Raw genomic sequence first — 26,087 nt, forward strand, 5'->3', positions numbered from 1 at the left:
TTACTTGTTGTCATTAAACCATCTAAGTTTAAAAAAAAGTTCATGTAAGCGCGTTATGAGGTTACTTACTGCGCATAATTACTCTATAATCCGCGCCGAAATACTCATCAATCCAAGAGGCAACGCGTCGCATTGGTGGTCGTTGTTTCTAACAAACCAGGTAAATCAATATGTTGGTCCTTCGAGGCGCTCCTGCACTATCAGAGTTTAACCAAACTAAACTGATTGCAAAGCTGGGTCAATCCGGCGTTAGGGTTAAAAACCTATATAGCGAATATGTTCACCTAGTCGATTCCCAAGGTGACTTGTCTAAGCAGCAAATAGAGATACTCGAGAAGCTGCTCACTTACGGCCCCGCGAGGCAAGCACAAACCCCTTCTGGAACCTTCTTCCTCATTACTCCTCGCCCCGGCACTATCTCTCCCTGGTCTTCTAAAGCCACCGACATCGCTCACAACTGCAGTCTAAAAAATATCAACCGCATAGAACGTGGTTGTGCGTTTTATATAGAAACAGAAAACGGTGTGAGTGAAGATGATTTTGCGCTTATCGCTAGTTTCTTACACGACAGAATGACCGAATCAGTGTTCACCAATACTGATGAAGCTGCGGTACTCTTTTCACATACCGAAGCCAATACTTTTACCAGTGTAGATGTATTAGGCGAAGGCAAAGACGCGCTAGTTAATGCAAATGTGTCGTTAGGCCTTGCTTTAGCTGATGATGAGATTGACTACCTGTTTGATAGCTTTACTAAGCTAGGCAGAAACCCGACTGACGTTGAACTTTATATGTTTGCGCAAGCAAACTCTGAACACTGTCGTCACAAAATTTTTAACGCTAGCTGGACCATTGACGGCGAGGACCAAGAAAAGTCGCTGTTTAAAATGATCAAAAACACCTACGAGTTGTTACCTGATCATGTGTATTCAGCTTACAAAGATAACGCAGCGGTAATGGAAGGGTGGCAAGCAGGTCGTTTCTTCCCGAACCCGCAGTCACACCAATACGAATACCATCATGAAAATATTGATATTTTGATGAAGGTAGAAACCCATAATCACCCAACGGCAATTTCACCTTTCCCAGGTGCGGCAACAGGCTCTGGTGGTGAAATCCGTGATGAAGGTGCTACTGGTCGTGGTTCAAAACCTAAAGCGGGTTTGGTTGGTTTTACCGTATCTAACTTACGTATTCCTGGTGCTGAACAGCCGTGGGAATTCGAATACGGCAAGCCACAGCGCATTGTAAGCGCCCTTGATATTATGCTTGAAGGCCCACTAGGTGGCGCAGCGTTTAACAACGAATTTGGTCGTCCTGCGCTACTGGGTTATTTCCGTACCTTTGAACAAGAAGTCAATAGCTTCAACGGTGTTGAAGTGCGCGGCTATCACAAACCTATTATGTTAGCTGGTGGTTTAGGTAATATTCGTCGCGAGCATATTGAAAAAGGCGAAATTACGGTAGGCGCTAAGCTTATTGTGCTTGGCGGCCCTGCAATGAACATTGGTCTTGGCGGCGGTGCAGCCTCATCAATGGCATCTGGCCAGTCAAACGAAGATTTAGACTTCGCTTCAGTACAGCGAGACAACCCTGAAATGGAGCGTCGCTGTCAGGAAGTGATTGATGCATGTTGGCAGCTAGGGGATAACAACCCTATTCAGTTTATCCACGATGTGGGCGCAGGTGGTCTTTCAAATGCACTGCCTGAGCTGGTTAATGACGGTGGCCGCGGCGGTAACTTTGAACTTAGAAAAGTATTGTCAGATGAGCCAGGTATGACACCTCTGGAGCTATGGTGTAACGAATCTCAAGAGCGCTATGTTTTATCTGTCGCGCCTGAAAATATGCCAGTGTTCGAAGCAATTTGTGCCCGCGAACGCGCGCCGTTTGCTGTGGTTGGTGAAGCCACTGTCGAGCAGCACCTCAACCTGAACGACAGCCAGTTTGACAACAAACCTATCGATATGCCTCTTGATGTACTTTTAGGCAAGCCGCCTAAAATGCACCGCGACGTAAGCTCGACCAAGGTTAGCTCGCCAGCGCTAAACGAGGCAGGCATTACCTTAAGTGATGCAGCAAATCGCATTTTATCTTTGCCTACCGTGGCAGAGAAAACCTTCCTTATCACCATTGGCGACCGTTCGGTTACCGGCCTTGTAAGTCGCGATCAAATGGTAGGCCCATGGCAGGTGCCAGTGGCAGATATGGCGGTTACTGCAACAGCGTTTGACACCTACCACGGTGAAGCGATGTCGATGGGTGAGCGTACGCCTGTCGCGTTACTATCGCACGGCGCGTCTGCACGTCTTGCTGTGGGTGAAGCGTTAACCAATATTGCCGCAGCAAACATCGGCGATATTAAGCGCATTAAACTGTCAGCAAACTGGATGGCAGCAGCTGGACACCCAGGTGAAGATGCGGGTCTTTATGAAGCGGTTAAAGCAGTGGGTGAGGAGCTTTGCCCAGAGCTAGGCCTAACCATTCCTGTGGGTAAAGACTCTATGTCTATGAAAACGGCATGGAATGACAACGGTGAAGATAAAGCGGTGACTTCTCCGCTGTCACTGGTTATTTCAGCGTTTGGTGCAGTAAAAGATATTCGCAAAACCCTAACGCCTCAGCTACGTACAGACAAAGGCGCAAGTCGCTTGCTGCTACTCGATTTGGGCGAAGGGAAAAATCGCTTGGGCGCGAGCTGCCTGGCACAAGTCTATACTCAGCTTGGTGATAGCCCAGCAGATGTGGTCTCTGCAACTCGCCTTAAAGCCTTCTTTGACGCAATGCAGACGTTAATTGAAAAAGGTTTGGTGTGTGCATATCACGACCGTTCAGACGGTGGCCTGTTTACCACCGTTGCTGAAATGGCCTTTGCTGGTAAAACAGGTGTAAGCATTAACCTTGATAGCCTAGTTGGAAACGACATTGCCGTATTGTTCAATGAAGAACTAGGTGGCGTAATCCAAGTGCTTGAAAGCGATATGGATGCCGTTAACGCAGTACTGACTGAATTCGGTTTAACTGAATTGACTCACGATATCGGTACGCTTAATAGCACCGACATGATTGAGTTTAGTCGCGGTGGCGTTGCTGTACTTGCAGATAGCCGCGTATCAATGCGTACAACGTGGGCACAAACCACGTTTGAAATGCAGAAACTGCGTGATAACCCTGAGTGTGCTGAACAAGAACACGCGGCAAAGCAAGATGCTGCCGACCCAGGTTTGCATGCTGCGTTGTCTTATGATGTAAACGAAGACGTAGCAGCGCCCTATATTGCCAAAGGCGTTAAGCCAAAAGTGGCGATATTAAGAGAGCAGGGCGTAAACTCGCATCTAGAAATGGCGGCTGCATTTACCCGTGCAGGCTTTGATGCTATCGATGTGCACATGAGTGACGTGTTGGCTGGTCGCATTACCCTTGAACAGTTTGCGGGCCTTGCGGCTTGTGGCGGTTTCTCTTACGGCGATGTATTAGGTGCAGGTGAAGGTTGGGCGAAATCTATATTGTTCAACAGCATGGCTCGCGACCAGTTTGAAGGCTTCTTCAACCGTAACGATACGTTCAGCTTAGGTGTGTGTAACGGCTGTCAGATGCTATCGAACCTTAAATCACTGATTCCAGGTACTGAGCATTGGCCACATTTCGTGACCAACCAGTCGGCGCGATTTGAAGCTCGTGTTGCAATGGTCGAAGTGATGGAGTCTAAGTCTGTGCTGCTTGATGGCATGGCAGGTTCGCGTATGCCTATTGCTGTGTCGCACGGTGAAGGCCAAGCTGAATTTGCCAATGACAACGCGCTGTCACAAGTAGGCGCGCAGGTGGCGATGCGTTACGTAGACAACTACGGCAAGCCAACCATGCAATATCCGGCAAACCCGAATGGTTCACCGCAGGGGATCACAGGCTTAACTTCACAGGACGGGCGAAGCACAATTATGATGCCGCACCCTGAACGTGTATTCAGAGCCGTGGCAAACTCGTGGCGTCCAGACGATTGGCAAGAAGATGGTGCGTGGATGCGTATCTTCAGAAATGCCCGTAAATTTGTTGGGTAACAAAGCACTGTTAGTTCGATAAAAACAGGGGGAAACCCCTGTTTATCTTTCGAAAAAATACTGTTTAATAAACGTTCATACCATAAATAGGTGTCAAAGCTTTGGCAAAGTGTCAAAAATCTGATTTTTGCCCTTGTCATCAGTTTGTCACTGATCTATTGTAGTGCAAGCAAGGAATGCAATTAGGTTACAGGAGTTGAGTTAGGGTTGTACCAGTGAAAGGCATGTGCCGGCTGGTTTAAATAATAAGAGACGACCGATGAATCGTTCTTCTAAAGGGTTTGGCTTAACCGGAGTGGCTGTAGCTGTAGTGCTGATGTTCGTAACTGCTGTTTTTAGCACATCTGCGAAGTCTGCCGAAGCTCCAACAACGCTAAGTGTGCAGTCTTCAGTTAAGTAGTCTGAAAGAAAAATTCTAACGCCCGTATCAAGTTGCTTGATACGGGCGTTAATCATTAGGGGACAATAAAAACCTTCAGCATATAGCGCTTCATGAGAAAGCCTAAAAGTTACACCTAAAGACAAGTCCAAAAAGGTAAAGCTGACTCAACGAGTTCTTGCCTCTCATTTTATCCTTTCTTATTTTTTTCTCTGTTAATTAATTTCTGCTGCGGATGCTTTTTCAAAAGCACATATGTAGCACCAAAGCCTCCGTGCATGGGTTGAGCCGTATGGTAGGCAATGACTTCGTCTAGTTCTCTTAGCCAATGGTTAACATAACTTTTTTTCAAAGCGGGAAAGGGTTTGCTATTTTCACCTGTTCCATGTTTTATGAGCAGTGCACGAACCCCGCGTTCGTGACTAGATTTAATGGTGCTATAAATCAGGTCTCGGCTTTGTTCTAAGGTTTTCCCTGAAAGTGTTACGTTGGCCTCTAGAGGGTATTTACCAAGGCGAAGTTTTTTAAAAACGCCGTCTTGAATACCTGGCTGCTGGAAGTGTATGAAATTATCAGGAGGTACCGGCTTTACACCTTCCATACTCAGTGGATTAGCGAGTTTTTCGCGGACGCTTAACTGCCTAGCCGCTCGTTTTTGTTTTTCAGCGAGCGCCTTTTCAGGATCGTGTAATAAAGCCTTATCATCTGAAGCGATTGGTTTTACATCTTGCATTTCTGCAAAAAACGAATCGATATCGTCGTTTTCAAATTGGCTCATATTAATCCCCGTATAAGCTACTTCTCTATCTTTTATACGCTATTTCTGCCCCGTTGGTCTATGGAGCATAACCGCTCGATATATCACCGGGCGCAACGAACAGCAGCACCGTCGATTGCAGTGTAATTATAAAGTGGGGATTAAATTCTAAAAATCATCGTTTAGTAAATGGCACCGGGTTCCGCTAAAGCTTCAATAGCATCCCACTCTTCTTCAGAAAATGGGCACTGCTCAGCTGTTTCGGCACAACTATCAGCATTATCAGGTGGGGGGAAATCGAAAGTCATAATGCTCTCCTGTTTTGAAGAGTATTACTTAAATTGGCTAAATTACAACCAAAGTATAATAAATTCTTCAATATTACAGGCGACGGTGTGTATAAGCATCTTTACTAAAAAGCAGAAACGTTGCGCAATTAATGGCGTCCCCAGCTGGAATCGAACCAACATCTAAGCCTTAGGAGGGCCTTGTTTTATCCATTAAACTATGGGGACCTAATGCGTAGGGAGTTTTATTATACGTAGTTCGGGAAAATACGAAACCCTTTGTCAACAAGGTGCAGCGCTATGAGAAGAATGTCTCTGTCATTGACGTGAAAGTAATGAGCCCGTGGCCTGGTTTTCTAATGCATATAAAAAGCCCTCGTAGATACGAGGGCTTTGGCTATGGTCAGCGTATTTTTAAATATCAAAGTGTACCGCTAGTCTCGTAAATCTAAAGAGCAGTGTATGGGGATTGTTCAATTTGATAATTTTATATGCCGCTGTTGGACAAAACAGCATGTTTTGTTGAACAAAATCCCTACGATAGTTTGGATTCTAACAAAAACGAATTGAAGTAAAAGATTATAGTTACACTTTATTCAATGCTTGAAGTAATTGATGTTCGATACATTTCCAAAGGCAATTATTTCACTTAGATGACGAAAGTACTATATAAACTGGGAACTCTAAACTGTTTAAGGCAGATCGAGAAAGACTATTTTTTTACTACAAAATCGTGTTCTTGAATGTTTGCGATAATTCCTGCACCTTCGTTTACTACCAGAGACGAATTACCGTAGGCACTACTCACTACAAATTTGCCAGGATATAGCGAGTACTGTAAGTATTTACGGCCACGGTTATCGACAATCTCTTTAGCTTGATAAAGGTATAGTTCATCTTTTTCAGAAATGCCATTGTCTCTGCCTAACGATACAGAAATTTTATCGCCGGCAACATTAATCACTCTACCTGTCATTGGCTGGCATGCAGTGGCTTCTTTTATGTCTTCAATCGCTTCTGCTATTGCCGCGTTGACGGTTTGCCCATAAAGCGACTGCCAAAATTTTGTCGAAAATTCATCTACATCTTCGAATCTGTCGAATGTCCATTCTCCTTGATTCTGATAAGACTTAGTCAACAACAGGCCTCCATTAATGCCGTCATAGACCTGAATGGTCATAGCAAAGGAGCGTCGAGAAGTACCCTCACGCCACGGTGTAAAAACCGAAGCCTCTTCCCGTGTCACGCTTAAATCATCTATCATGCCCACCAGCACAAATTGAGTATTACTTTGCGCTGAAAGCGTGCGTACATTTTGGTCAGTATATCGACTGTCAAATTTTGCAGTATGTGGCGCGATATAGATAATATCTAGGTTTTCAGTTTTATTTCGCATGGCCTGCGCTAACTGCTGGGTGAATGAAGCATCGAAATTGGGAATATTACCCTGTGTAAGCTGCGCTCTGTTACGTACCCTGAAGTGTGTAGTAGCGAAATGTTTTTGGTCATTTTGTGCGGCACACATTTTTCCTCTTGGAAAAATGTCAGCGCGAATACTTACCGTAATAACATCGCCGCTATAAACTTCATCAACCAGTTCCAGTTGTTCAACTTCGCCGGTAGAGCGAATGGTCATCTCTTCATTTTTAAGAAGACCATTTGTAAGCTTCGCGACACTATGAACTGACGCGCCTGCAAAAAGCATGGCTTGCTTAAGTGCCTCTTGGGTAGCCGCATGTCTGGCAGTTTCCTTATCACCATTTCGCACCACAGCCTGTCCTGTAGCCTCGTACCACACGGCATTTGCTTGCCCAACGAAAAATGCAAACAGGCAAATTACCGCCACGACAGCATTTAAAATAGTTACCAGCGTTGTTTTGCTAATATGTCGCACCGCACACCTCTGGAGGTTTTTGTCTAACTGCGCTATGCAAAGCGCCCGCTTTCTAAAGCGAAGTATGCGAAAAGAGTGCCAGTTGATGTGGTTTCGTCGCCATTAAATCAATCGGGCGCATATCTTGCACATATCTTGCAATGCGTATCTTGCTAAAGGTTTGTAAAAAGCGTCAGTTTAGATATGTCAAAATCTGCTACCGCGGGTATGGCGGTATCTCGTAGTTACAAGGCTGCCACCGACGAGAGCAGCGTAACTACACATTTGATTTTATTAATAATGCAATTTGGAAATGAAACTATGTGCTTGAAAAAAATACATAAATCAAAATCGCTGCTGCTGTCTTGCTTTCTTGGTTTAGCAATAAGCACTGGTGGATGCGGCATTATTGATAAACACGTTGAGTGGGAAACAATAGAACCAGAAAGCTATCCCGTGCTCAAGGCGGTGGGCTATGCGCCAATTTCTTCTCAGCATGGCGAAAGCGACAGCATGAAGCTTATAATGGCGATGAAAGCGTCAAAATTAGATGCATACCGAGAGCTCACTGAACAAGTCTATGGTCAAAAAATTGAAGGCAATCAGTCTCTGTCTCACTTGGTTATAGATAGCGAAACATTGCGAGCATCTGTAGAGGGGGTCATTAGAGGCGCTGAAGTCGTAAAAGCCTATCCGGTAGGTGAAGATACATACGTCACCGAACTCGCTTTAGATATGCAGCAGGTTTACGATATATACCTGTCGACCGCAAAACCGCGCCGAGTAAAGGATGTTAAGTATTATTAAACGTTAGCGAAAGGGGTGATTGCGCAAGCGGCTGTATCGTGAAGTCTTAAAACATGCGCAAATTCACAGAGATATAATTTACTTTTACCGGTTAAGGCTTAATGGTTAAAGCTCGCTGAGTGGGGTTTACTGAAATCGCAAAAAAATTAAGCGCTCACTCCCGACCCTAAAGTCCCGCCTTTCGGCTTTCCTTTTTTGTCATAGGTGAGCGATTCTTTGGCACGAACTTCCATCATCAAGTTACGTAAGTGTGTGAGGCGTAGCTGTCCTTGCTCTACGGCTTTTTGATTGACTTGTGTGCGGTATTTGCAATCGTCCAGAAGTTTCTTTGCATTAGCCATTAATGCTTCATCTTCTTCTGACATTGAGCCTTGATCGCTAATTGTGCGCTCAATGCTTCCATCGAGAGCCTGAATAGACGTTAACAGTGCTGTCTTTTCGTCTAATAAGTTCATTAAAGATTCTGCGTCTCGCGAACTGATAAGTTGCAATTCTTTTTCAAGCAATACGGCAAGTGAAGACAGTTGCTCCACTTGCTTTATTAGTGCTTGTGTCAATTGGCTTGCTTGTTCAGTCACGTTAGCTCTCTTCTGGTTAGTTACGATTTTTGTCGCTCACTATTTAGCGCCAAAAATCTCACCTTCTAGTTTTGCAATCTTGTTGGCAAGCACTTCAGGATTAACTTTATACTCGCCACTTTGAATCGCTCGCTTAAGGCGATCGACTTTATCTTGGTTCACAGGCGCTTCCGAACCTTTCTTCTGAACCTGGTTGAGCTGCTGAGCAGATTGCGTCAACGATACAGAATCCTGACGCGGAACTGATGCGGTTTGCGCAGCCTGTGTTGATGCCTGCTGTGGAGATTGCTGCGTTTGGTTTTGCTGCGCAACCTTTCCATTATCAACGGGTGTTTTCGGTAACCCATTGTTTATATTGTTAATTGCCATAATTAGTCCTCACTACTTTTTCGCCTCTGTAAAGTGTATCGGCCTTTTGGCTAATTTCTTTAGCTAAATTGTGAACAAAAAAGTAGATATTCGCTGCCTCGTTTATAAGTGTATCACGACTTCTTCAGGGCTTGCGACTCTTGCTATCACCGCCTTTTGGCTACTGGCATTAATTACCTTAATATTGTCACCAACAACACCGTCTTGCTGAGCGATTCCGGCTGTTTTCACTTCCATACCTGCTACCTCAGCAGTTATGGTAATTCTGTCGCCTTTGCACACAAAGCATAGCATATTTGACTGTATAGCTTGTCCGTCAGTCACTCGGCGTTTTATTCTAGCCCCAATAAGTGCTTCTAGCTCAGTAAATGCGGTATGGCGTAATCGTCTTACATCAACTTTTGCCAGAGAGAGATTCGATGATGTCAGTACGGTTCCTGGACTTATTGCGCCTTGAGTGACAACAATTTCTTTGGTACGCGTTACTTGCCCGCTGGTAAAAAGGTACCATTCATTATTTCTACAGCTCACTCTAACTGATATATACGATTGGCTCAGCGCTTCTTGCGACGCATTGTATTCGAACCCAGTTGGGCAGTCAGGAATATTTATCCTATCGTCTATCTTCACAATAGACACATCAATGCTAGTATCCTGCGTATTATCAGCAAGTTGAGTTATTAGGTATTGTTTTGCGCCTTCTTCAACCTGTTTGTGATTGGTTTGTGTCGCCAAGCAGTTCATAGAAAGCACACTGAAAACGGTCAATGACAGTAATCGTGTGAATGTAAGGCGCGTTTTGGCGTTCATATTTTTCATCATGACTTTTCGTGTTCAGTTTACAAGTTATTGACTATGCTTAATACGGCCGGTTTGCTTAGAGCAAATAAATAACAGCCAAAGTAAATCCATAAGGTTTACAAGCACGAGCGTCAACGCAGGATCATTGATTAAGTTAAGGTATAACCCCTTACTAAAGACTGAAAAATGCTATTTAGTGTCATTTTTCTGTCGTTTGACCTGCAAAAATTTAGTGATATTGTCTATCTTTATCATAAGAGGCAATGATCATGCCCAGTATTACTTAGAGGTGACCTATGTCGGGGATTTTAGATTCAGTAAACCAGCGCACGCAGCTTGTTGGGCAGAATCGCTTAGAGTTGCTGCTGTTTAGACTGAACGGCCGCCAGCGCTTTGGAATTAACGTTTTCAAAGTGCGGGAAGTGCTTCAGTGTCCTCCGCTAACAGCAATGCCGAAACTAAACCCGTTGGTTCGTGGTGTGGCGCACATCCGTGGTCAAACCATATCGGTCATTGATTTAAGTATGGCAACAGGCGGCCGTAAAATTGAAGATCTCTCTAATGCCTTTATTGTCATTGCGGAATATAACCGTTCAGTTCAGGGCTTTTTGGTGGGTGCCGTAGAGCGTATCATCAACACCAATTGGGATGCGATCATGCCGCCACCTCAAGGTACTGGCAGAGCAAGCTATTTAACGGCGGTGACTGAAGTTGAAAATGAACTTATTGAAATTCTAGACGTTGAGAAAATTTTAAATGAAATTTCTCCTTTGAATGCCGAAGTAAGTTCAGAGGTGGCAGAAGGTCTGACAACCGAAGGCCAAGAGAACAAAATTATCTTTATTGCAGATGACTCTGCGGTAGCGAGAAACCAAGTTAAAAAGGCCCTAACTTCACTAGGCTTAGAAATTGAGCTAGCTAAAAACGGTCTTGAAGCATTAAACAGGCTCAAAGAAATTGCGGAAGAGTATGGCGATGTAACGAACCGTGTAGGCGTGCTGGTCTCAGATATCGAGATGCCAGAAATGGACGGCTATACACTAACCGCCGAAATTAAGAATACGCCTGAACTTCAAAGGCTTCATGTTGTATTGCATACGTCGCTCAGTGGTGTCTTCAACCAAGCTATGGTGCAAAAAGTAGGGGCTGATGAGTTTATCGCGAAATTCCACCCCGATGAACTTGCTACCGCGGTACAAAAGTGGCTAATGGCTGAGTGCGAATAACGGAGCAAGATAGGATTGGCTAATAAAGACGTTTCGCCAGCAAGTTACCTCAAGTTTAGAGAGTTTTTGGAAAAGCAATGCGGCATAGTATTAGGTGATAATAAACAATACCTGGTGCGCAGCCGTTTAGCTTCATTACTCTATAAGCATAAATATGAGTCTGCTGACGAACTGATTGACGTAGTTGTGAAAGGATTCGACAGAACCTTACTACAGAACGTTATTGACGCAATGACCACAAACGAAACGTTGTGGTTTCGAGACAACTATCCCTTCGATCTACTTGTAAAAGAGTTGCTACCAACACTATCGGCTAAAAATCAGAAGATCCGCATTTGGAGCGCCGCATGTTCATCAGGACAAGAGCCTTATTCTATTGCGATGTCTGTACTTGAATATCAGCGCCAAAAGCCAAGTGCATTAAGAGCGGGTGTTGAGATTGTTGCTACAGATTTATCGTCAGAAATGCTGCAAAAGTGTGAGTTAGGTATTTATGACGAACTGTCCCTTGCAAGGGGATTGTCCCCTCAAAGGAGACAGGCCTTTTTCCAGCAAAATGATAGCGGGCTTATGCAGGTAAAACCCGACGTTCGCCGGATGGTAAGCTTTAGAAGTCTAAATTTACTTTCGAGCTATGCAGCACTTGGCCGCTTTGATATCGTTTTTTGCCGTAATGTTTTGATTTATTTCTCGGCCGAAGTAAAACAACGCATCCTGCAACAAATTGCCGGACAGCTGCAGCCTCAGGGTGTGCTTTTCCTTGGCGCCTCTGAATCAATCAGCGCTGCAAGTGATACCTACAGCATGGTTAAGTGCCACCCTGGCCTTTACTATCAAAAAAAATGATCTAACTTATCGGCCTGATAACTAATACTTTTTTTATGATCAGGCCGAGACTTTTGACTTACACCCTCCGTCAAAATCTCATTATGGCATTTGCCTTGCTAACTATTTCTACAAATGACAGTAAAACGGCAAGATTCGATATTTAATTGTCCGCTTACATTGTCACCACGAAACAAATTTTTAGTATGTCAGAGGTCATGTTATGGCTATTAATCTAGATAAGCTGGTTGGCTTTCATGAGTCAGCACTCACTATACGCACAGAGCGTATGGAAGTGATTTCTGGAAATCTAGCGAACGCAAACACGCCTGGTTATAAAGCGCGGGACATTGATTTTAATAAAGCAATGCAGTCGGCTATGCGAGAAGCATCTGGTGGTACAGCCAATCACGCTTCTTCAGGAATGGTGCGGACAAATGATCGCCACTTAAGCGGCAATTCTACGTCAGTAGCGGCAAACTTTGACATGCAATACCGCATCCCAACACAACCAGACACTGGCGACGGGAATACGGTTGAAGTTCAAGCGGAAAGAAATCGGTTTTTAGACAATGGATTGCGCTACCAAGCCAGCCTAGAATTTTTGAATGGAAAAATTAAAGGCATGAAAAAAGCGCTTAGCTCAGGAGGTCAGTAGTCATGAGTTTATTTAATGTAATGCAAATTTCGAGTACGGGTATGGAGGCGGAGAATGTACGTCTTAATACTACGGCAAGTAATATTGCCAACGCTAACTCGGTTAGCAGCAGCTATGACGAAACATACCGAGCTCGCCATCCAGTTTTCGCTACAGCGTTGCAAGATGCAATGCGCGACCAGTCGAAAGGTGCAGGTGTTCAAGTAAAGGGAATTGTAGAAAGTGATGCTCCTTTGCAAGTGGAGTATTCACCTAATAACCCGATGGCAGATGAAAACGGCTACATCTATAAACCTAACGTGAACATTGTGGAAGAGATGGCGAATATGATGTCAGCGTCTAAAGCGTATGAAACAAACGTGCAGGTTGCGGACACCACAAAGCGTATCTTCCGTCGCGTACTGCAGCTAGGTCAAGGGCAGTAACTTGCCGCTTGAATAATGTGAGGATTACTCAGTGAATACCATAAACAATACTGGCTTAAATACTGATCTGTATTGGCAAGAGGAAACCGTCAAAATAGCTGACGGCACCGAGCAGCAGTTAACCCAGGAAGACTTCTTCTCAATGTTAACTGAGCAGTTAGCCAACCAGGATCCCACTGCACCCGTTGATAACGATCAAATGGTAGCGCAGATGACATCATTTACGATGGCCGACGGTATTTCCCAGCTTAACGAAAAGTTTGAGTCGTTTGCAGCTTCAATGACATCGAATCAAGCGTTACAAGCCTCTAGTCTTATCGGGCAAAACGTGCTGGTTCAAGGTAACGTGGGTTATATGGCCAATGAAGGCGATGGCATTTCGGGTGTCATCGTGAATGAAAAAACAGTTCAGAATATGACGATCACTATTGAGAACCAGTTTGGTGAAGTCATAAAAACCATTGATGCAGGCACACAAAGCGCTGGCAACATTGAGTTTGAATGGGACGGCAAAGATAAGCATGGCAACCAGATGGCAGCGGGTGAATATGTTATCAGTGCCACTGGCGAATTAAATGGAGAAGGTGTTCAGCTGAATACCGCCGTTAATCGCCATGTTGGAAGTGTAAGCTTGGCTGGTAGTGGTCAAGGCGTAATTTTGAATTTGGATGGTGATGTCAGTATCAATCTTGATGACGTCATTCAAATCGGCAGTTAGTAGGAGAATCAATAATGTCTTTTAATATTGCACTGAGTGGCGTATCAGCCGCACAAAAAGATTTGGATGTAACCGCCAACAACATCGCAAACGTAAATACAGTTGGCTTTAAAGAATCTCGCGCTGAATTTGGCGATGTTTATGCGGCATCACTGCTTTCAGGTGGTAAAACTAAAGTAGGTGACGGTGTACTCACTCAAGAAGTTGCTCAGCAATTTTCTCAAGGTAGCCTTCAGTTTACCAATACCTCGCTTGATTTGGCGATCACGGGTAATGGTTTCTTTGCGACAGTACCTGAAATTACGTCTCGCGACTTCTCGTTCACACGTGCGGGTCAGTTCAAGTTAGATAGCGACAATTTCGTGGTTAACAGTAATGGTGACAACTTATTGGGTTTCCCCGTTAACTCTGATGGTACAAGTGCCTCGGTAGCACTTAGTACTACTGAGCCAGTGCGTATTCCAGACTCTTCGGGTTCTCCCGCACAAACCACAGAAGTTGACATTCGAATGAACTTGCCTGCTGGTGATGCAGCCCTAGATCCACAAGATTTTGACCCTGAAGATCCGCTTACCTACAACGCCGCAACATCGGTAACCGTTTACGATTCGTTAGGTGATAGTCACGTAATGACCTATTACTTCATAAAGGATGCGACACCGGGTGTTGATAATGAGTGGTATGTTGCTACTGCAATCGATGACACGCTAGTTGATATGACAGATTCAGCGGGTAATGACACAGACCCAGCAACAGCAGTAAATAGTGTCGGTGGTAACACTGGTAACGCCGTAACAGCATCTAAACTCATCTTCTCTCAAGGCGGTGATTTCGCTGGTATGGAAACGCCTGATGGCCTACCTACACTTGATTTCAAAATGGAAACAGAAGCGCTAGGCGCAGGTATTCTTGCTAATGGCTCAGATCCTACGCAGCAAATAAGTATAGATTTCAACCTCGATGTTAATAGCGCTACGCCTAATGAGCCGACTCAGTTCGCCTCTGCGTTCGAGGTTACATCATTAGAACAGGATGGTTTGCCTGTAGGTCGATTGACGGGTATCGATATCGGTCCTGACGGCCTGGTTCGTGCAACGTTCTCTAATGGTACGTCTGAACCTATTGTTCGTGTCGCTTTGGTTCGCTTTTCTAATGAACAAGGCCTAACTCAGGAGAGCAGTACTCAGTGGAAGGAAAGTATTCTTTCAGGTGAGGCACTAGCGGGTGAAGCAACAACCGGTACTTTCGGCGAAATTAACTCTTCGGCGCTAGAACAAGCTAACGTTAACCTTACCACTGAGCTCATCGACATGATTATCGCTCAGCGTAACTTCCAGGCAAACTCGCGTGCGCTTGAAGTGAACAACTCGCTAAACCAGACTATCCTTAACATTCGATAGTTTGCAGTAAGCTACATTAGCAGATTGCTAAGCGGCAAATTTTAGGCGCGGAAAACCGTACCTATTTGACCCGATTTAGAAAGGTCGCAACAATGCGACCTTTTTATTTTTCTATATATATCAATTTAATACCGCCCTTATTTTTCAATTGCACTAAATATCCACAGATTGGCACTGCCTTTGCAAAATCTTGTTTAAGGTTTAATCAGAGTCAAAAGTCAGTCATGGACAAACTTCTCTATATTTCAGCAAGTGGTGCCTCCCAAGACCTACTAGGAACAGGGATTAGGGCCAATAACTTGGCTAATGCACAGACAACGGGATTCAGAGCGCAGTTAGAGCAGGCAAGGTCAATGCCGGCCTACGGCGAAGGTTTGCCGACTCGCGTGTTTTCCATGACAGAGAGCCCGTCGAATAATTACGAGTCGGGTCCGATGATTAAAACAGACCGCGATTTAGACGTAGCCATTCAAGGTGATGGTTGGTTCGCTGTACAAGATCAAAATGGTCAAGAAGCTTACTCGCGTGATGGAAATTTCAAGTTAGGCGATGACGGAATTTTGACAGATATCCACGATCGCGTCGTGCTTGGTGACAATGGGCCAATATTCCTTCCTGTTCCTTTAGATAACCTCAATATCGCCGCCGATGGCACGTTGTCGATGAGACAGTTAGGTGCCCCTGCCAATGTTATTGAAGAAGTGGGGCGACTTAAATTAGTTAGTCCAAACTATGCAGACATGGAACGTGGCAATGACGGCTTATTTAGAATGGAAGATGGCTCAATAGCGCCAGCCAATGCCAACGTAAAAGTAATGTCGGGCATGCTTGAAGGTTCCAACGTTAATGCTGTTGACGAAATGGTGGACATGATAAGTCTGCAGCGTCACTACGAGCTTCAAGTCAAAATGATGAAGCAAGCAGAAGAGCTTGATACTCGCGGTAATCAGCTACTACGCATCCTGTAAAAGAATTTTTATCACCGTTGCCTTATGAGCAACGTCGGAGGTTAACATGCATCCAGCACTATGGATAAGTAAAACCGGACTAGACGCCGCACAGACCGATGTGGCAGTGGTGTCTAACAATCTAGCAAACGCATCAACAGTGGGCTTTAAAAAAGACCGCGCGGTGTTTGAAGATTTGCTGTATCAGAATATCAATCAGCCAGGCGGTCGTTCGTCTGCTGACACGGAACTACCTTCTGGGCTTATGCTTGGTTCAGGCTCGAAGGTCGTTGCTACTCAAAAAGCACACACGCAAGGTAACCTGTTAACCACTGAAAATGCTCTTGATATGTCAATTCAAGGCCGTGGTTACTTTGAAATATTGCAGCCCGACGGCACCATAGCATATTCGAGAAATGGTCAGTTTTCACTGAACGACCAAGGCCAAATTGTTACATCTGGCGCGGGCTTTTTGCTTCAGCCTGAAGTGGCTATTCCCGAAGATGCACAACAAATCACAATTTCTCAAGATGGTGAAATTAGCGTGAGCATACGGGGCCAAGCTGAACCGCAGGTACTCGGTCAGCTTAATATTTCTGACTTTGTTAACCCAACCGGATTACAACCAACCGGACAAAACCTTTATGTAGAGACAGCGTCAAGCGGTGCACCTATTCAGGGGATCCCTGGTCTGCAAGGATTGGGTTATATCTCACAAGGCACGTTGGAAACCTCTAACGTAAACGTGACCGAAGAGTTAGTAAACCTTATCGAAAGCCAGCGCTTGTATGAGATGAACTCAAAGGTTATCTCATCGGTCGACCAAATGCTTGGTCAGGTTATTCAGCAACTTTAGTAGGTAGCATCATGCGTATTTTAGGTTTATCTGCTGCACTTCTGATACTTGGCGGTTGCGCCAGTACGAACGAGCCTCCCGTTCAGGCAAACGACCCGTCGTTTGCACCGGTAGTGCCAGATTACCCGCGTGAAACGGTAGTAGAAGATGGCTCGCTTTTTCGTTCGCAGCTTGCTAACAACTTATATTCTGACGTTACCGCAAGAAGAGTCGGTGACATCATCACTGTAACGTTAAGCGAGAATACCCAAGCGAGCAAATCAGCCGACACTAGCACAGCGAAAGATTCAAACGTCAATCTAAACCCTATTACCGGGCTAGCTGGGCAAGCGATAAATATTGGCGGAGAGTCCGTACAATTGGGAATAAGTTCATCCCGAGATTTCTCCGGTGATGCCACAGCTAACCAAAGCAACAGCTTAAACGGCGCTATCTCCGTTACTGTGGTCGACGTACTTCCTAACAGCAACCTTGTTATTCGTGGCGAAAAGTGGCTAACCCTGAATCAGGGCGATGAATATATCCGTCTTACCGGCATCATTCGTCCGGCAGACATTAGTCCCGAGAATGAAATCGTGTCCACTAAGGTTGCAAATGCGCGTATCCAATATTCGGGTACGGGAAGTTTTGCGCGAGCACAAGAAAAGGGTTGGTTAACCAAGTTCTTTGATTCTGCTTGGTGGCCTCTTTAGGTTTTAGGATAGGAGAGTGAACATGCGTTTGTTTTCAGTAGTATTAGCCGTTTTCACAATGCTTTTATCTTCACAGGCAGGTGCGCAGCGCATTAAAGATGTAGCGAGTATTCAAGGCGTACGTAGTAACCAGTTAGTGGGATATGGTCTTGTTGTAGGTTTGCCTGGAACGGGTGAACAAAGCCCGTTTACCGAACAAAGTTTCAGAACCATGCTGCGTAACTTTGGTATCAGTCTTGACGCTAACACCAAGCCAAAAATAAGAAACGTGGCCGCAGTGGCGGTACACGCCGACCTGCCTGCTTTTGCAAAACCCGGACAAACCATTGATATTACGGTTTCTTCAGTTGGCGAGGCGGCCAGTCTTCAAGGCGGAACGCTGCTCCAAACGTTTCTTCGCGGTGTTGACGGTAAAGTCTACGCTGTAGCGCAAGGCAGCTTAGTCGTGAGCGGGTTTGGCGCACAAGGCGGTGATGGCTCACGCATTGTCGTTAATACGCCAACTGTAGGTAGAATTCCAAACGGTGCGATGGTAGAGCAATCTGTACCAACAGGCTTTGCCAATGGCGACACGTTAACGCTTAACCTCCATTATCCAGATTTCTCAACAGCCAAGTCGCTTGCAGATACGATCAACGAGCGCTTAGGTGCACAGCCGGAAAATGGCTATGTTATTGCTAAGCCCATTGATGCAGCGTCTGTTCGCGTGTCGGCCCCGCGAGATGTCGGTCAGCGCGTGGGCTTTTTGGCTACCTTAGAAAACTTCGAATTTACACCAGCTGATGCGCCAGCGCGTGTGGTAATAAACAGCCGCACAGGCACCATTGTCATTGGCAGTGACGTTCGCTTGTTACCAGCAGCAATTACTCACGGCGGGCTAACGGTGACCATCTCTGAAAATCAGCAAGTTTCTCAACCTAACGCGTTTGGTGAAGGGCAGACTGCTGTTACCACTCAGTCGATTGTTGATGTAGATTTGGCAGATAGCCGCATGTTTAAGTTTGAGCCAGGCGTTACCCTCGACCAGCTGGTGCGTGCGGTCAATGAAGTCGGTGCGGCGCCGGGTGATTTAATGGCAATTTTAGAAGCACTTCGTCAAGCAGGCGCTTTACGCGGTGAGCTCGTTATCATTTAAAAAAAATAAGAGCGTTTGTCAGATGTTAGCAAGAAATAAGGTCACAGCGGAATAAGCACGATGGAATCACTTGGCACGAAAAATCAGCTTGATATGGCACGTAATGTCCATGATATGGGCAGTATTAATAAAATGCGTGAAGCCATTGCGTCAGGCGATGAAACGGTATTGCAAGAGGCTGCCCAGCAGTTTGAGGCAATATTTGTGCAGATGATGCTGAAGTCTATGCGCAAAGCGCAAGACGCCCTTGCTGATGAAAATAGTCCATTTAATTCGCAACAAGTAAAATTTTATCGTGATATGCACGACCAGCAGCTTGCCACTGACTTAACCTCCGGAGGTGGTTTGGGTTTGGCTGATGTTATTGTTAAACAGTTAGGTCAAACTGAGGATAGCTATACGCCTGCCAGTGTAATCAGAAGTGACGGCGACATTTCTTCGCTTAATCGAAACCGTGAATACAAAGTCGCTGAGGCACAAAATATTGCACTTTCCTCTAACTCAATTAAAACACAATTGGCACAAAAAGATGCCATGTTTGAAAGCCCAGAACAGTTTATTGAGAGCCTTATGCCTATTGCCGAAAAAGTTGCGGCAAAGTATGGCATGGATCCAAAAGCAATAGTTTCGCAAGCGGCTGTAGAAACGGGGTGGGGAAAATTTGTTATCCACAAATCCGACGGCACTAGCTCGCACAATTTATTTGGCATAAAAGCCAACAAAGGCTGGCAAGGTGAGCAGGCAGTAGTGGATACATTAGAATTTAACAATGGGCTACCTCAAAAACAAAAAGCAGCGTTTAGGTCTTACTCGTCGGTAGAAGATGCGATGGAAGATTACGGACGTTTTATTACCACACAGCCTCGCTATAGCCATGCAGTGGAAAATGCTTCTGACGCTGCGCGTTACACAAATGCGCTTCAAGAGGCGGGCTACGCTACCGACCCTGAATATGCCAGTAAGATAATGGCTGTTTATAACAGCGAACGTCTTAGCGCGTTAATTCCGTAGTCTAGGGGCCATAGGTGAGGAGAATGCAGTGAGTTCTGTTGATTTATATTCATTAGCTACAAGTGGCGTAAATGCCAGCAGTAAACTACTGCAGACCACCAGTAACAATATCGCCAACGTCAACACGCCAGGCTACGTTCGCGAGCGCACCGAGCTTCAAAACAGTCAGGTTTTTGGTGTGGAGATTGGCAACACCGAGCGGGTAATCAACGTATTTGCACAGAACCAGTTACGTCGCGATATCACTGCAGTAGGGGAACTCGAAGCCTTTTCTAGTAAAACTACAGCAATTGATAACCTGCTAGCCAGTGAAGCGAACTCAATTTCAAAAGGGGTGAGTGAGTATTTTTCTGCGTTACAAACGGCCGCCGATGACCCAACTAATTTAGCGTCTCGTGAGCAAGTACTGAGTAAATCTGAGTCCCTGTACAACCGAATGAGGACCTTATCGGATTACATGCTAGAAAAAGAAGAAGAACTCAATTTAGAGTTCACTTCAATGGTGAACAGAGCGAATACCTTGATTGGCAATATTGGCGACTTGAACCGCAACATAGTTATCGCCAACGGCAACAATACGAGCGATCAACCAAGCGCTCTGCTCAACGAAAGAGACCAGGCCATTGACGAGCTTGCTTCTATCATGGGTATTACGGTTAAAGAAAGCACTACACAAAATGGTGCTGTAACCATTAATCTTACGTCAGGTGAGTCACTCGTTCTTGAAAACGGTGCATTTAACCTTTTTGAGTTAAGCTCTAGTGCCGATTTAACTACTAAAGAAATTAAGTTAGAAACTGACTTTGGCTCACAAACAAAGAACAATGCATCGTTACGAATTCTGGAAAGTGACCTCGGCGGCGCATTGGGTGGGTTGTTTGAGTATCGCAATGAAGTGTTAGGGCCAACAATGCGTGACGTCGGTCAACTTTCTATTGCGTTTGCAGATGCGATGAACACGCAGAATAAACTGGGTATGGATTTAGATGGTCAAATTGGTGGCAATATTTTCGATATCCCTTCGTTTAGAGGTTTAGCTTATGAAGATACCATTGGCGACTATGTTGTCACTGCGCAGCTTACCGAGGGTAAAGGTGCTGAGTTAACTGACGCCGACTACCGAATTGAGGTCATGGCAGTATCTGCAGGCGTACCAACCCAAATCAAAGTAACGCTATTAAACCCAGATGGTACGCCTAAAAAAGATGGGATGGGGCAGAATATTGTTGACCCTAGTGTTGCAGTAACAGCGGGCTTTGCAGAATTAGATGGCGGTATAGAAGTCGACTTCTCTGGAACAGATGCATATACCGTTGGTAATGAGTTCTTGATTCAGCCGACGAAAAATGTAGCGTCCAACATTGAAATGGCGACTAATCGCCCTGAAGATTTAGCCTTCGCCAATCCGGTAAGAGCCGGTGCCGATAACGCAAACTTAGGCAGCGCTAACGTAATAGATGTAACTGTTTCAAATACGGAAGTGGGGACTTCTGCTTTTGATGGAGCGGGTGGCCTTTTAAATTCAGCGCCAGCTCAAATTAACTTTACGGCCGCAGATACATACGACGTTGTAGATGGAAGCGGTAATGTTTTAGCTACAGTGACGGGCACAACTGATTTAACTAACCTCATCAGTCAAGCGGGAATAAGCCCAGATCCAGGCTTTGATTTGAGCTTGGATGGCGTGCCAAAAGCTGGGGATAGCTTTTCAATTGGCTATAATACAGATGGCTTTAACGACAATAGCAATGCGCTTAATTTAGCTGCTCTTCAAAATGAAAACAAAGTACAGGTGAGCAGCGAAGCAACCAATAGTCCAAGAACGTTTCAAGATGCCTATGCGTCTATGGTAGGGCGTATTGGTGAAGATGCATCAATGGCTAATGTCTCATTGGCTTCAGCTGAAGCGATGAAAGTTCAATCGCAAAACTGGTTTGAGTCTGTGTCTGGCGTAAGCTTAGACGAAGAAGCAGCAAACTTGATTAAGTATCAACAAAGCTATGCCGCCGCAGCGCGAATTTTGTCTACGGCGCAAGAATTATTTAATACCATTTTGCAGTCAGCAAGGTAGGTGAGTTATGCGCATATCAACGAATCAAATTTATGATCAAAACATGCGCTCGATTATGCAAAATCAGGGCGATTTGGCGAAGACTCAAGAGCAGTTAGCAACTGGTAAACGCATAATCACGCCTAGCGATGACCCTGTTGGCGCTGCGAAAGTACTGCGCTTAACCGAGGAAATTGATGAGCTAACCCAATTTCAGCGCAACAATGATCTAGTAACAGGTTCGCTCGAACAGCAGGAAGCTGTATTGACGAATATTACCAATTCAATTAACCGTGCGCGTACGCTAGTAATACAGGCAGGTAGTGGTGCTCTAGATTCTCCTGACAGAAAGGCTATTGGGGCTGAATTAGAACAGATCAAACTTGAAATATTTGATCTTATGAACACCCAAGATGCAGACGGCAATTATCTGTATGCCGGCTTTCAATCGAGTAATCAGGCGTTTGAATATAACCCAGCTGCGGGTGGGAATGCCATTACCTTTGCAGGCGATGCTGGTGTGAGCTTTGTTCAACTCTCAAATAGCTCTGAAATTCAGTCAACAAGCAATGGGTACGAAGTATTTGAAAATGTGCTTTCGCGTTTTAAATTTTCCGTCGACCCTAGTACTACAGCAACGGTTAATAATGCATCTGTAAAGCAACAGGGAACGTTTGATACCTTTTTCGACAAAAATTACGACCCCGTAAATGCGGGCAACAATGACTACCGTATAAACTTCCTAGCAACAGGTCAGGCTGAGTTAGTTAACCAAGGTACGGGGGCTATTGTCGAGTCTGTTGCTTACATTTCGGGTCAGCCATTTACGATTAAGGGAATGGAGTTTGAAGTTACGGCCGTACCTGGAGATAGCATCGATTTGTCTTTAGATGCACCCGAGAAGAAGAGCATGGCTCAGACACTGCACGAAATACAAGTAGTATTAAATGACTCATCGATTGACAGTTTTGAACTACAGGAATCAATTTCAGATGCTTTGGTTGGTTTAGATAATAGCTTAGAAAAATTGTCGCTAGAACACGCTTCAATAGGAAGCCGTTTAAACATAGCTGAAAGTATTTATGAAAGTAACTTAGATATGGAAATTGCCGCGAAAGCACAGCGTTCATCAATTCAGGATGTGGATTATGCAGAAGCATCTACTGAATTTGCGAAGCAAGAAACAGCTTTAAGTGCTGCATTAGCGACATTCCCTCAGGTAAGTAATTTATCGCTATTCAACTATATTTAAAATCGTTAATCGGTTGATGCATCAACGCCTGTAAGTGGACTTTGTTCTGCTGTGTTAACTTTGGCTCGTTGTCTATATTGCATCAGTAGGAGGCATAAAGATTGCTGTTTTCTTCTAGAGCGTGTTCATCTTTGCTGTACATATTCAACCCACATTGGTAGCCACATAATCGCAAAAGCCAGTGCCACCACGCTACGGTAGTTTCTGGCTAACTTATCATATCGAGTCGCCACGGCTCGAAACCTCTTAATTTTCAAAAAGGCATTTTCGACTAAATGGCGATAGCGATACATCGCCCAATCAATATCATCATTACCCGTTTCATTGTTGCTTTTTCTTGGGACGACATGCTTAGAGTTAGGGCTGCTGACTAAGTCTCGAAAAGTCTGATTGTCGTAGCCTTTGTCTGCAACAACTACTTCAGAATCAGGTGAAGACTCAACCAGAGATTGACCGTGACTGACATCATGGGACTGCCCCCCCTGAGAGCTCGAAGTAGACAGGTAAGCCGCCGCTATCAACAGCTAAATGTATTTTTGTTGATTCACCTCCGCGACTTTTCCCAATGGCTTATTGTGTCTGAGCTCTGACATTAGTTCCGTCTTGATAAGCCTTAACAATACTGCCATCAATAAATAACCACTGTGGGTCACTGAGCCGATCTAAAAATTTGAAAATCTCAGTCAGACCGCCCTTCTTAGACCATAAATTAAAACGCCTGAATACTGCGCTCCAATCGCCAAACTCCTTATGTAAATCTCGCCACGGAATACCTGTGCGCATACGGTACAAAATACCTTCAAGTGTCATTCGGTGTTCAGGCTTGTTGTAAATTCGACCTGTTAAATACATGATTCTCGATAGCAGTTTCCAGCTATCATCTGTTAGCATAAGTCTCGGCATTAGCGTTAGTTAGATTGTTTTTTGGCGGAATCATTATAACCGGCCCTATTGCTGTTTACTTTTCATACCACAAAGATCAACACGCTCTAGTATCCCTATTACTTGGAAATTTATATAACGCAATCAGCTTTTTCGTTTCACTGTTGAATAGTCACATTTGGGTGGAAAATTCACGAGATTCCCGGTTAATACTTCCTCTAAAAAGCTTTGAGGCACTGCCTTAACTACCAAGCAACGTTTTTCAATAGCCTAAGTAGGTCATTTTCGTTACTCCCAAGCGTTAATCTATTGTCATCACAAATAATTTATGAATCCTTAAATGCTTTGTCTTCTTGAATACACACTTTGGCTGAAACCCGGAATTATTTCTTTCCGGTAATTAAATCATCAAAAGAACATTTTTGAGCTAAAGTGAACGGTTGCTTATTGGCCATGACACAGTGGCGCCTTTCTACTTTCGTCGTGTATATTTTGGGTAAGACTCATTAAAAGTACTATGTTCAGTTGGCTTAGATTGGAACTTTTTTCTAAAAGCCTCAAGCTATTCTTTATGCTAATTCTCCCTTAAAAATCCATTAGTTATGCGGCGTTTTATCTTTACCTTACGGCAACACTTTACCGCCTATCGGCAAAATATCGTAATTTATCCTAAAGGGAATCTGTTTGATGTCGATACAAATTCTGAGAGAGCCAGTTCATCAATTACCCCTCAGGTTTTGATGACTACGTATACTAAAATTTCGGTTAGCCCGATTGCCAGCCGTCGCTGGATAAAAATGTAGGAGAGACAACATGTCTTTATTTGTCAACACCAACGTATCTTCATTGAATGCCCAGCGTCAGCTTTTTGATGTTGGAAATTCACTAAGTACTTCTTTTGAACGCCTATCTTCAGGCTTCCGCATCAACAGTGCTGCCGATGATGCTGCAGGCCTGCAAATTTCAGATCGTTTAACCTCACAAATTCAAGGGTTAGATCAGGCGAGACGAAATGCTAACGATGGTATTTCAGTTGCACAAACTGCGGAAGGTGCCTTACAAGAGACCACGAATGCACTTCAGCGTATCCGTACTCTTGCCGTTCAGGCACAAAATGGGATCAATAGCACTGCTGACAGAGTTGCCTTGAATGAAGAAGTCACCGCACTCAAAGATGAAATCACACGGATCAGCACAGATACTGAGTTTGGTGGTTTAACGATACTGAGCGGAAGTTTCAACGCTAGTTTCTTAGTTGGAGCTAATGAAAATCAAACAATTGATGTGGCAATCGGAGGAGGTACTGGTTTTAGTGCCGCTAACCTATCGTTGACAGACAATGTAACAACATCCGCTGGTGCTACTGCACTTATGACGCAGGTGGATAACGCTATCTCCAGAATAGGTTCAACAAGGGCCGAGCTTGGTGCTACTCAAAATAGATTTCAGTCTACAATCCGAAATCTTAGCAATATATCAGAGAATGTGTCTGCAGCACGTGCACAAATTAGAGATACTGATTTTGCTGTTGAGACCGCTAATTTAACCAGAAACCAGATCATTCAGCAAGCGAGCACAACCGTACTATCTCAGGCTAACCAGAGACCTCAAGCGGCGCTATCACTTCTAGGTTAATAAACCCCGTAAGTCATGCTGAGAGGTAGCGCTCTAGCAAGAAAAGGTCAGTAGTATGTACTGGCCTTTTTTCTATACATTGTAGATTATACTGATAGCCCGACATAGTCAGCCATATTAATAAGGTGTGGGTATTCGTCGCTTCTCCCCCCCCAAAAAACCACATCGACTTTAGATCCCATCCCTGTCTGAGTAATAAAGTGTATTTTTTTATAAAAAAAGTTCAAGCAATCTCACTTGTCGGACGATAACTATTACAAAGGGGAGATAAAGTTACATATTTCTTATCAAGGTTTAAAAGATAAGGTTAATGTTTATTTTTCTACTCCTTTCTATTACTTTTTTGATTTTTTAATTTTTTAAAAAAAACAAATATTTAAGGTTTTATGCTTTTCAATATAAAAACTTTTAAAGTAATTTTTTGAAAAGCCGATAAATAAAAAGAGTTGGTGATTCGCATAAAGTC

Annotated in this window: 23 protein-coding genes, 1 tRNA gene and 1 pseudogene; 17 read left to right on the forward strand and 8 right to left on the reverse strand. The window is 44.4% G+C overall.

Annotation, left to right across the window (positions count from 1 at the left end; all coding sequences use genetic code 11):
* Positions 1-170 precede the first annotated feature (170 nt).
* Complete coding sequence (gene purL, locus MHN09_RS00550) at positions 171-4,058, forward strand: phosphoribosylformylglycinamidine synthase (RefSeq protein ID WP_239238537.1); 3,888 nt, start codon at positions 171-173, stop codon at positions 4,056-4,058.
* A 259-nt stretch (positions 4,059-4,317) separates the two neighbouring features.
* Positions 4,318-4,458 (forward strand): hypothetical protein, encoded by a 141-nt coding sequence (locus MHN09_RS00555; protein WP_162889815.1) that lies wholly within the window; start codon positions 4,318-4,320, stop codon positions 4,456-4,458.
* A 169-nt stretch (positions 4,459-4,627) separates the two neighbouring features.
* On the opposite strand, the gene smrA is transcribed toward MHN09_RS00555, so the two are convergent.
* The 4 genes from smrA to MHN09_RS00570 all read right to left on the reverse strand — a co-directional run bounded on the left by smrA (position 4,628) and on the right by MHN09_RS00570 (position 7,375).
* Positions 4,628-5,215: a DNA endonuclease SmrA gene (smrA, locus tag MHN09_RS00560; protein WP_239238540.1), complete on the reverse strand. Its 588-nt coding sequence runs from the start codon at positions 5,213-5,215 to the stop codon at positions 4,628-4,630.
* Positions 5,216-5,376: 161 nt separating this feature from the next.
* Entirely contained in the window at positions 5,377-5,502 is a 126-nt protein-coding gene (locus MHN09_RS21345) for a hypothetical protein (RefSeq protein WP_014948577.1), read from the reverse strand.
* A gap of 132 nt (positions 5,503-5,634) precedes the next feature.
* Positions 5,635-5,709: transfer RNA gene (locus MHN09_RS00565), tRNA-Arg, on the reverse strand.
* A gap of 484 nt (positions 5,710-6,193) precedes the next feature.
* Positions 6,194-7,375 carry a flagellar assembly protein T N-terminal domain-containing protein gene (locus MHN09_RS00570; RefSeq protein WP_239238543.1) on the reverse strand — a complete coding sequence of 394 codons (1,182 nt, stop codon included), beginning with the start codon at positions 7,373-7,375 and terminating at the stop codon, positions 6,194-6,196.
* Between the two features lie 300 nt (positions 7,376-7,675).
* On the opposite strand from MHN09_RS00570, the gene MHN09_RS00575 reads away from it, so the two are divergent.
* Positions 7,676-8,161, forward strand: coding sequence for an LPP20 family lipoprotein (locus tag MHN09_RS00575; protein WP_014948587.1), 486 nt, complete (start codon positions 7,676-7,678; stop codon positions 8,159-8,161).
* A gap of 146 nt (positions 8,162-8,307) precedes the next feature.
* Here the strand turns inward: MHN09_RS00575 and flgN are convergent, their stop codons facing one another.
* The 3 genes from flgN to flgA form a co-directional block, all read right to left on the reverse strand.
* Positions 8,308-8,739: a flagellar export chaperone FlgN gene (gene flgN / locus MHN09_RS00580; RefSeq protein WP_039234146.1), complete on the reverse strand. Its 432-nt coding sequence runs from the start codon at positions 8,737-8,739 to the stop codon at positions 8,308-8,310.
* Positions 8,740-8,778: 39 nt separating this feature from the next.
* Positions 8,779-9,108 carry a flagellar biosynthesis anti-sigma factor FlgM gene (gene flgM, locus MHN09_RS00585; protein WP_014948589.1) on the reverse strand — a complete coding sequence of 110 codons (330 nt, stop codon included), beginning with the start codon at positions 9,106-9,108 and terminating at the stop codon, positions 8,779-8,781.
* Between the two features lie 102 nt (positions 9,109-9,210).
* Positions 9,211-9,927 carry a flagellar basal body P-ring formation chaperone FlgA gene (flgA, locus tag MHN09_RS00590; RefSeq protein WP_014948590.1) on the reverse strand — a complete coding sequence of 239 codons (717 nt, stop codon included), beginning with the start codon at positions 9,925-9,927 and terminating at the stop codon, positions 9,211-9,213.
* A gap of 278 nt (positions 9,928-10,205) precedes the next feature.
* On the opposite strand from flgA, the gene MHN09_RS00595 reads away from it, so the two are divergent.
* From MHN09_RS00595 to flgL, 13 genes are all read left to right on the forward strand, one after another.
* Positions 10,206-11,135 (forward strand): chemotaxis protein CheV, encoded by a 930-nt coding sequence (locus tag MHN09_RS00595; RefSeq protein WP_239238546.1) that lies wholly within the window; start codon positions 10,206-10,208, stop codon positions 11,133-11,135.
* Between the two features lie 15 nt (positions 11,136-11,150).
* Complete coding sequence (locus MHN09_RS00600; protein WP_239238549.1) at positions 11,151-11,981, forward strand: protein-glutamate O-methyltransferase CheR; 831 nt, start codon at positions 11,151-11,153, stop codon at positions 11,979-11,981.
* 202 nt (positions 11,982-12,183) lie between these two features.
* A complete protein-coding gene (gene flgB, locus MHN09_RS00605) occupies positions 12,184-12,618 on the forward strand; it encodes a flagellar basal body rod protein FlgB (RefSeq protein WP_014948594.1) in 435 nt (144 codons plus the stop codon).
* 2 nt (positions 12,619-12,620) lie between these two features.
* Positions 12,621-13,043, forward strand: a complete 423-nt coding sequence (gene flgC, locus MHN09_RS00610; protein ID WP_012517627.1) for a flagellar basal body rod protein FlgC — start codon at positions 12,621-12,623, stop codon at positions 13,041-13,043.
* A 31-nt stretch (positions 13,044-13,074) separates the two neighbouring features.
* The gene (flgD, locus tag MHN09_RS00615; RefSeq protein WP_239238552.1) at positions 13,075-13,761 is read left to right on the forward strand and encodes a flagellar hook assembly protein FlgD; all 687 of its coding nucleotides are present in this window, start codon (positions 13,075-13,077) and stop codon (positions 13,759-13,761) included.
* A gap of 14 nt (positions 13,762-13,775) precedes the next feature.
* Positions 13,776-15,161, forward strand: coding sequence for a flagellar hook protein FlgE (flgE, locus tag MHN09_RS00620; protein WP_101563668.1), 1,386 nt, complete (start codon positions 13,776-13,778; stop codon positions 15,159-15,161).
* A gap of 224 nt (positions 15,162-15,385) precedes the next feature.
* On the forward strand, positions 15,386-16,129 hold the full coding sequence (locus MHN09_RS00625; RefSeq protein WP_014948597.1) for a flagellar basal body rod protein FlgF: 744 nt from the start codon (positions 15,386-15,388) through the stop codon (positions 16,127-16,129).
* A gap of 46 nt (positions 16,130-16,175) precedes the next feature.
* On the forward strand, positions 16,176-16,964 hold the full coding sequence (gene flgG / locus MHN09_RS00630) for a flagellar basal-body rod protein FlgG (protein ID WP_014948598.1): 789 nt from the start codon (positions 16,176-16,178) through the stop codon (positions 16,962-16,964).
* A gap of 11 nt (positions 16,965-16,975) precedes the next feature.
* The gene (gene flgH / locus MHN09_RS00635) at positions 16,976-17,656 is read left to right on the forward strand and encodes a flagellar basal body L-ring protein FlgH (protein ID WP_014948599.1); all 681 of its coding nucleotides are present in this window, start codon (positions 16,976-16,978) and stop codon (positions 17,654-17,656) included.
* Between the two features lie 22 nt (positions 17,657-17,678).
* Positions 17,679-18,791 carry a flagellar basal body P-ring protein FlgI gene (locus tag MHN09_RS00640; protein WP_110287677.1) on the forward strand — a complete coding sequence of 371 codons (1,113 nt, stop codon included), beginning with the start codon at positions 17,679-17,681 and terminating at the stop codon, positions 18,789-18,791.
* Positions 18,792-18,851: 60 nt separating this feature from the next.
* Positions 18,852-19,802 (forward strand): flagellar assembly peptidoglycan hydrolase FlgJ, encoded by a 951-nt coding sequence (flgJ, locus tag MHN09_RS00645; protein WP_239238555.1) that lies wholly within the window; start codon positions 18,852-18,854, stop codon positions 19,800-19,802.
* A 28-nt stretch (positions 19,803-19,830) separates the two neighbouring features.
* A complete protein-coding gene (gene flgK / locus MHN09_RS00650; RefSeq protein WP_239238557.1) occupies positions 19,831-21,873 on the forward strand; it encodes a flagellar hook-associated protein FlgK in 2,043 nt (680 codons plus the stop codon).
* A 7-nt stretch (positions 21,874-21,880) separates the two neighbouring features.
* Positions 21,881-23,104 (forward strand): flagellar hook-associated protein FlgL, encoded by a 1,224-nt coding sequence (flgL, locus tag MHN09_RS00655; protein WP_239238559.1) that lies wholly within the window; start codon positions 21,881-21,883, stop codon positions 23,102-23,104.
* 125 nt (positions 23,105-23,229) lie between these two features.
* Here the strand turns inward: flgL and MHN09_RS00660 are convergent.
* Positions 23,230-24,007 (reverse strand): annotated as a pseudogene (locus tag MHN09_RS00660) (IS5 family transposase).
* A 792-nt stretch (positions 24,008-24,799) separates the two neighbouring features.
* Between MHN09_RS00660 and MHN09_RS00665 the strand changes: the two are divergent.
* Positions 24,800-25,621: a flagellin gene (locus MHN09_RS00665; protein ID WP_239238561.1), complete on the forward strand. Its 822-nt coding sequence runs from the start codon at positions 24,800-24,802 to the stop codon at positions 25,619-25,621.
* The last annotated feature ends 466 nt before the right edge of the window (positions 25,622-26,087 follow it).

The sequence above is a fragment of the Alteromonas sp. MmMcT2-5 genome, from assembly GCF_022348315.1.
In the GTDB taxonomy this organism is placed as follows: Bacteria; Pseudomonadota; Gammaproteobacteria; order Enterobacterales; family Alteromonadaceae; genus Alteromonas; species Alteromonas macleodii.

What these genes read in the sequence shown, in the direction of transcription:
- purL (WP_239238537.1), top strand. Translation starts at nt 171, where the DNA reads ATGTTGGTCCTTCGAGGCGCTCCTGCACTATCAGAGTTTAACCAAACT.
- MHN09_RS00555 (WP_162889815.1), top strand. Translation starts at nt 4,318, where the DNA reads ATGAATCGTTCTTCTAAAGGGTTTGGCTTAACCGGAGTGGCTGTAGCT.
- smrA (WP_239238540.1), bottom strand. Translation starts at nt 5,215, where the DNA reads ATGAGCCAATTTGAAAACGACGATATCGATTCGTTTTTTGCAGAAATG.
- MHN09_RS21345 (WP_014948577.1), bottom strand. Translation starts at nt 5,502, where the DNA reads ATGACTTTCGATTTCCCCCCACCTGATAATGCTGATAGTTGTGCCGAA.
- MHN09_RS00575 (WP_014948587.1), top strand. Translation starts at nt 7,676, where the DNA reads ATGTGCTTGAAAAAAATACATAAATCAAAATCGCTGCTGCTGTCTTGC.
- flgM (WP_014948589.1), bottom strand. Translation starts at nt 9,108, where the DNA reads ATGGCAATTAACAATATAAACAATGGGTTACCGAAAACACCCGTTGAT.
- flgA (WP_014948590.1), bottom strand. Translation starts at nt 9,927, where the DNA reads ATGAAAAATATGAACGCCAAAACGCGCCTTACATTCACACGATTACTG.
- MHN09_RS00595 (WP_239238546.1), top strand. Translation starts at nt 10,206, where the DNA reads ATGTCGGGGATTTTAGATTCAGTAAACCAGCGCACGCAGCTTGTTGGG.
- flgB (WP_014948594.1), top strand. Translation starts at nt 12,184, where the DNA reads ATGGCTATTAATCTAGATAAGCTGGTTGGCTTTCATGAGTCAGCACTC.
- flgC (WP_012517627.1), top strand. Translation starts at nt 12,621, where the DNA reads ATGAGTTTATTTAATGTAATGCAAATTTCGAGTACGGGTATGGAGGCG.
- flgE (WP_101563668.1), top strand. Translation starts at nt 13,776, where the DNA reads ATGTCTTTTAATATTGCACTGAGTGGCGTATCAGCCGCACAAAAAGAT.
- MHN09_RS00625 (WP_014948597.1), top strand. Translation starts at nt 15,386, where the DNA reads ATGGACAAACTTCTCTATATTTCAGCAAGTGGTGCCTCCCAAGACCTA.
- flgG (WP_014948598.1), top strand. Translation starts at nt 16,176, where the DNA reads ATGCATCCAGCACTATGGATAAGTAAAACCGGACTAGACGCCGCACAG.
- flgH (WP_014948599.1), top strand. Translation starts at nt 16,976, where the DNA reads ATGCGTATTTTAGGTTTATCTGCTGCACTTCTGATACTTGGCGGTTGC.
- MHN09_RS00640 (WP_110287677.1), top strand. Translation starts at nt 17,679, where the DNA reads ATGCGTTTGTTTTCAGTAGTATTAGCCGTTTTCACAATGCTTTTATCT.
- flgJ (WP_239238555.1), top strand. Translation starts at nt 18,852, where the DNA reads ATGGAATCACTTGGCACGAAAAATCAGCTTGATATGGCACGTAATGTC.
- flgL (WP_239238559.1), top strand. Translation starts at nt 21,881, where the DNA reads ATGCGCATATCAACGAATCAAATTTATGATCAAAACATGCGCTCGATT.
- MHN09_RS00665 (WP_239238561.1), top strand. Translation starts at nt 24,800, where the DNA reads ATGTCTTTATTTGTCAACACCAACGTATCTTCATTGAATGCCCAGCGT.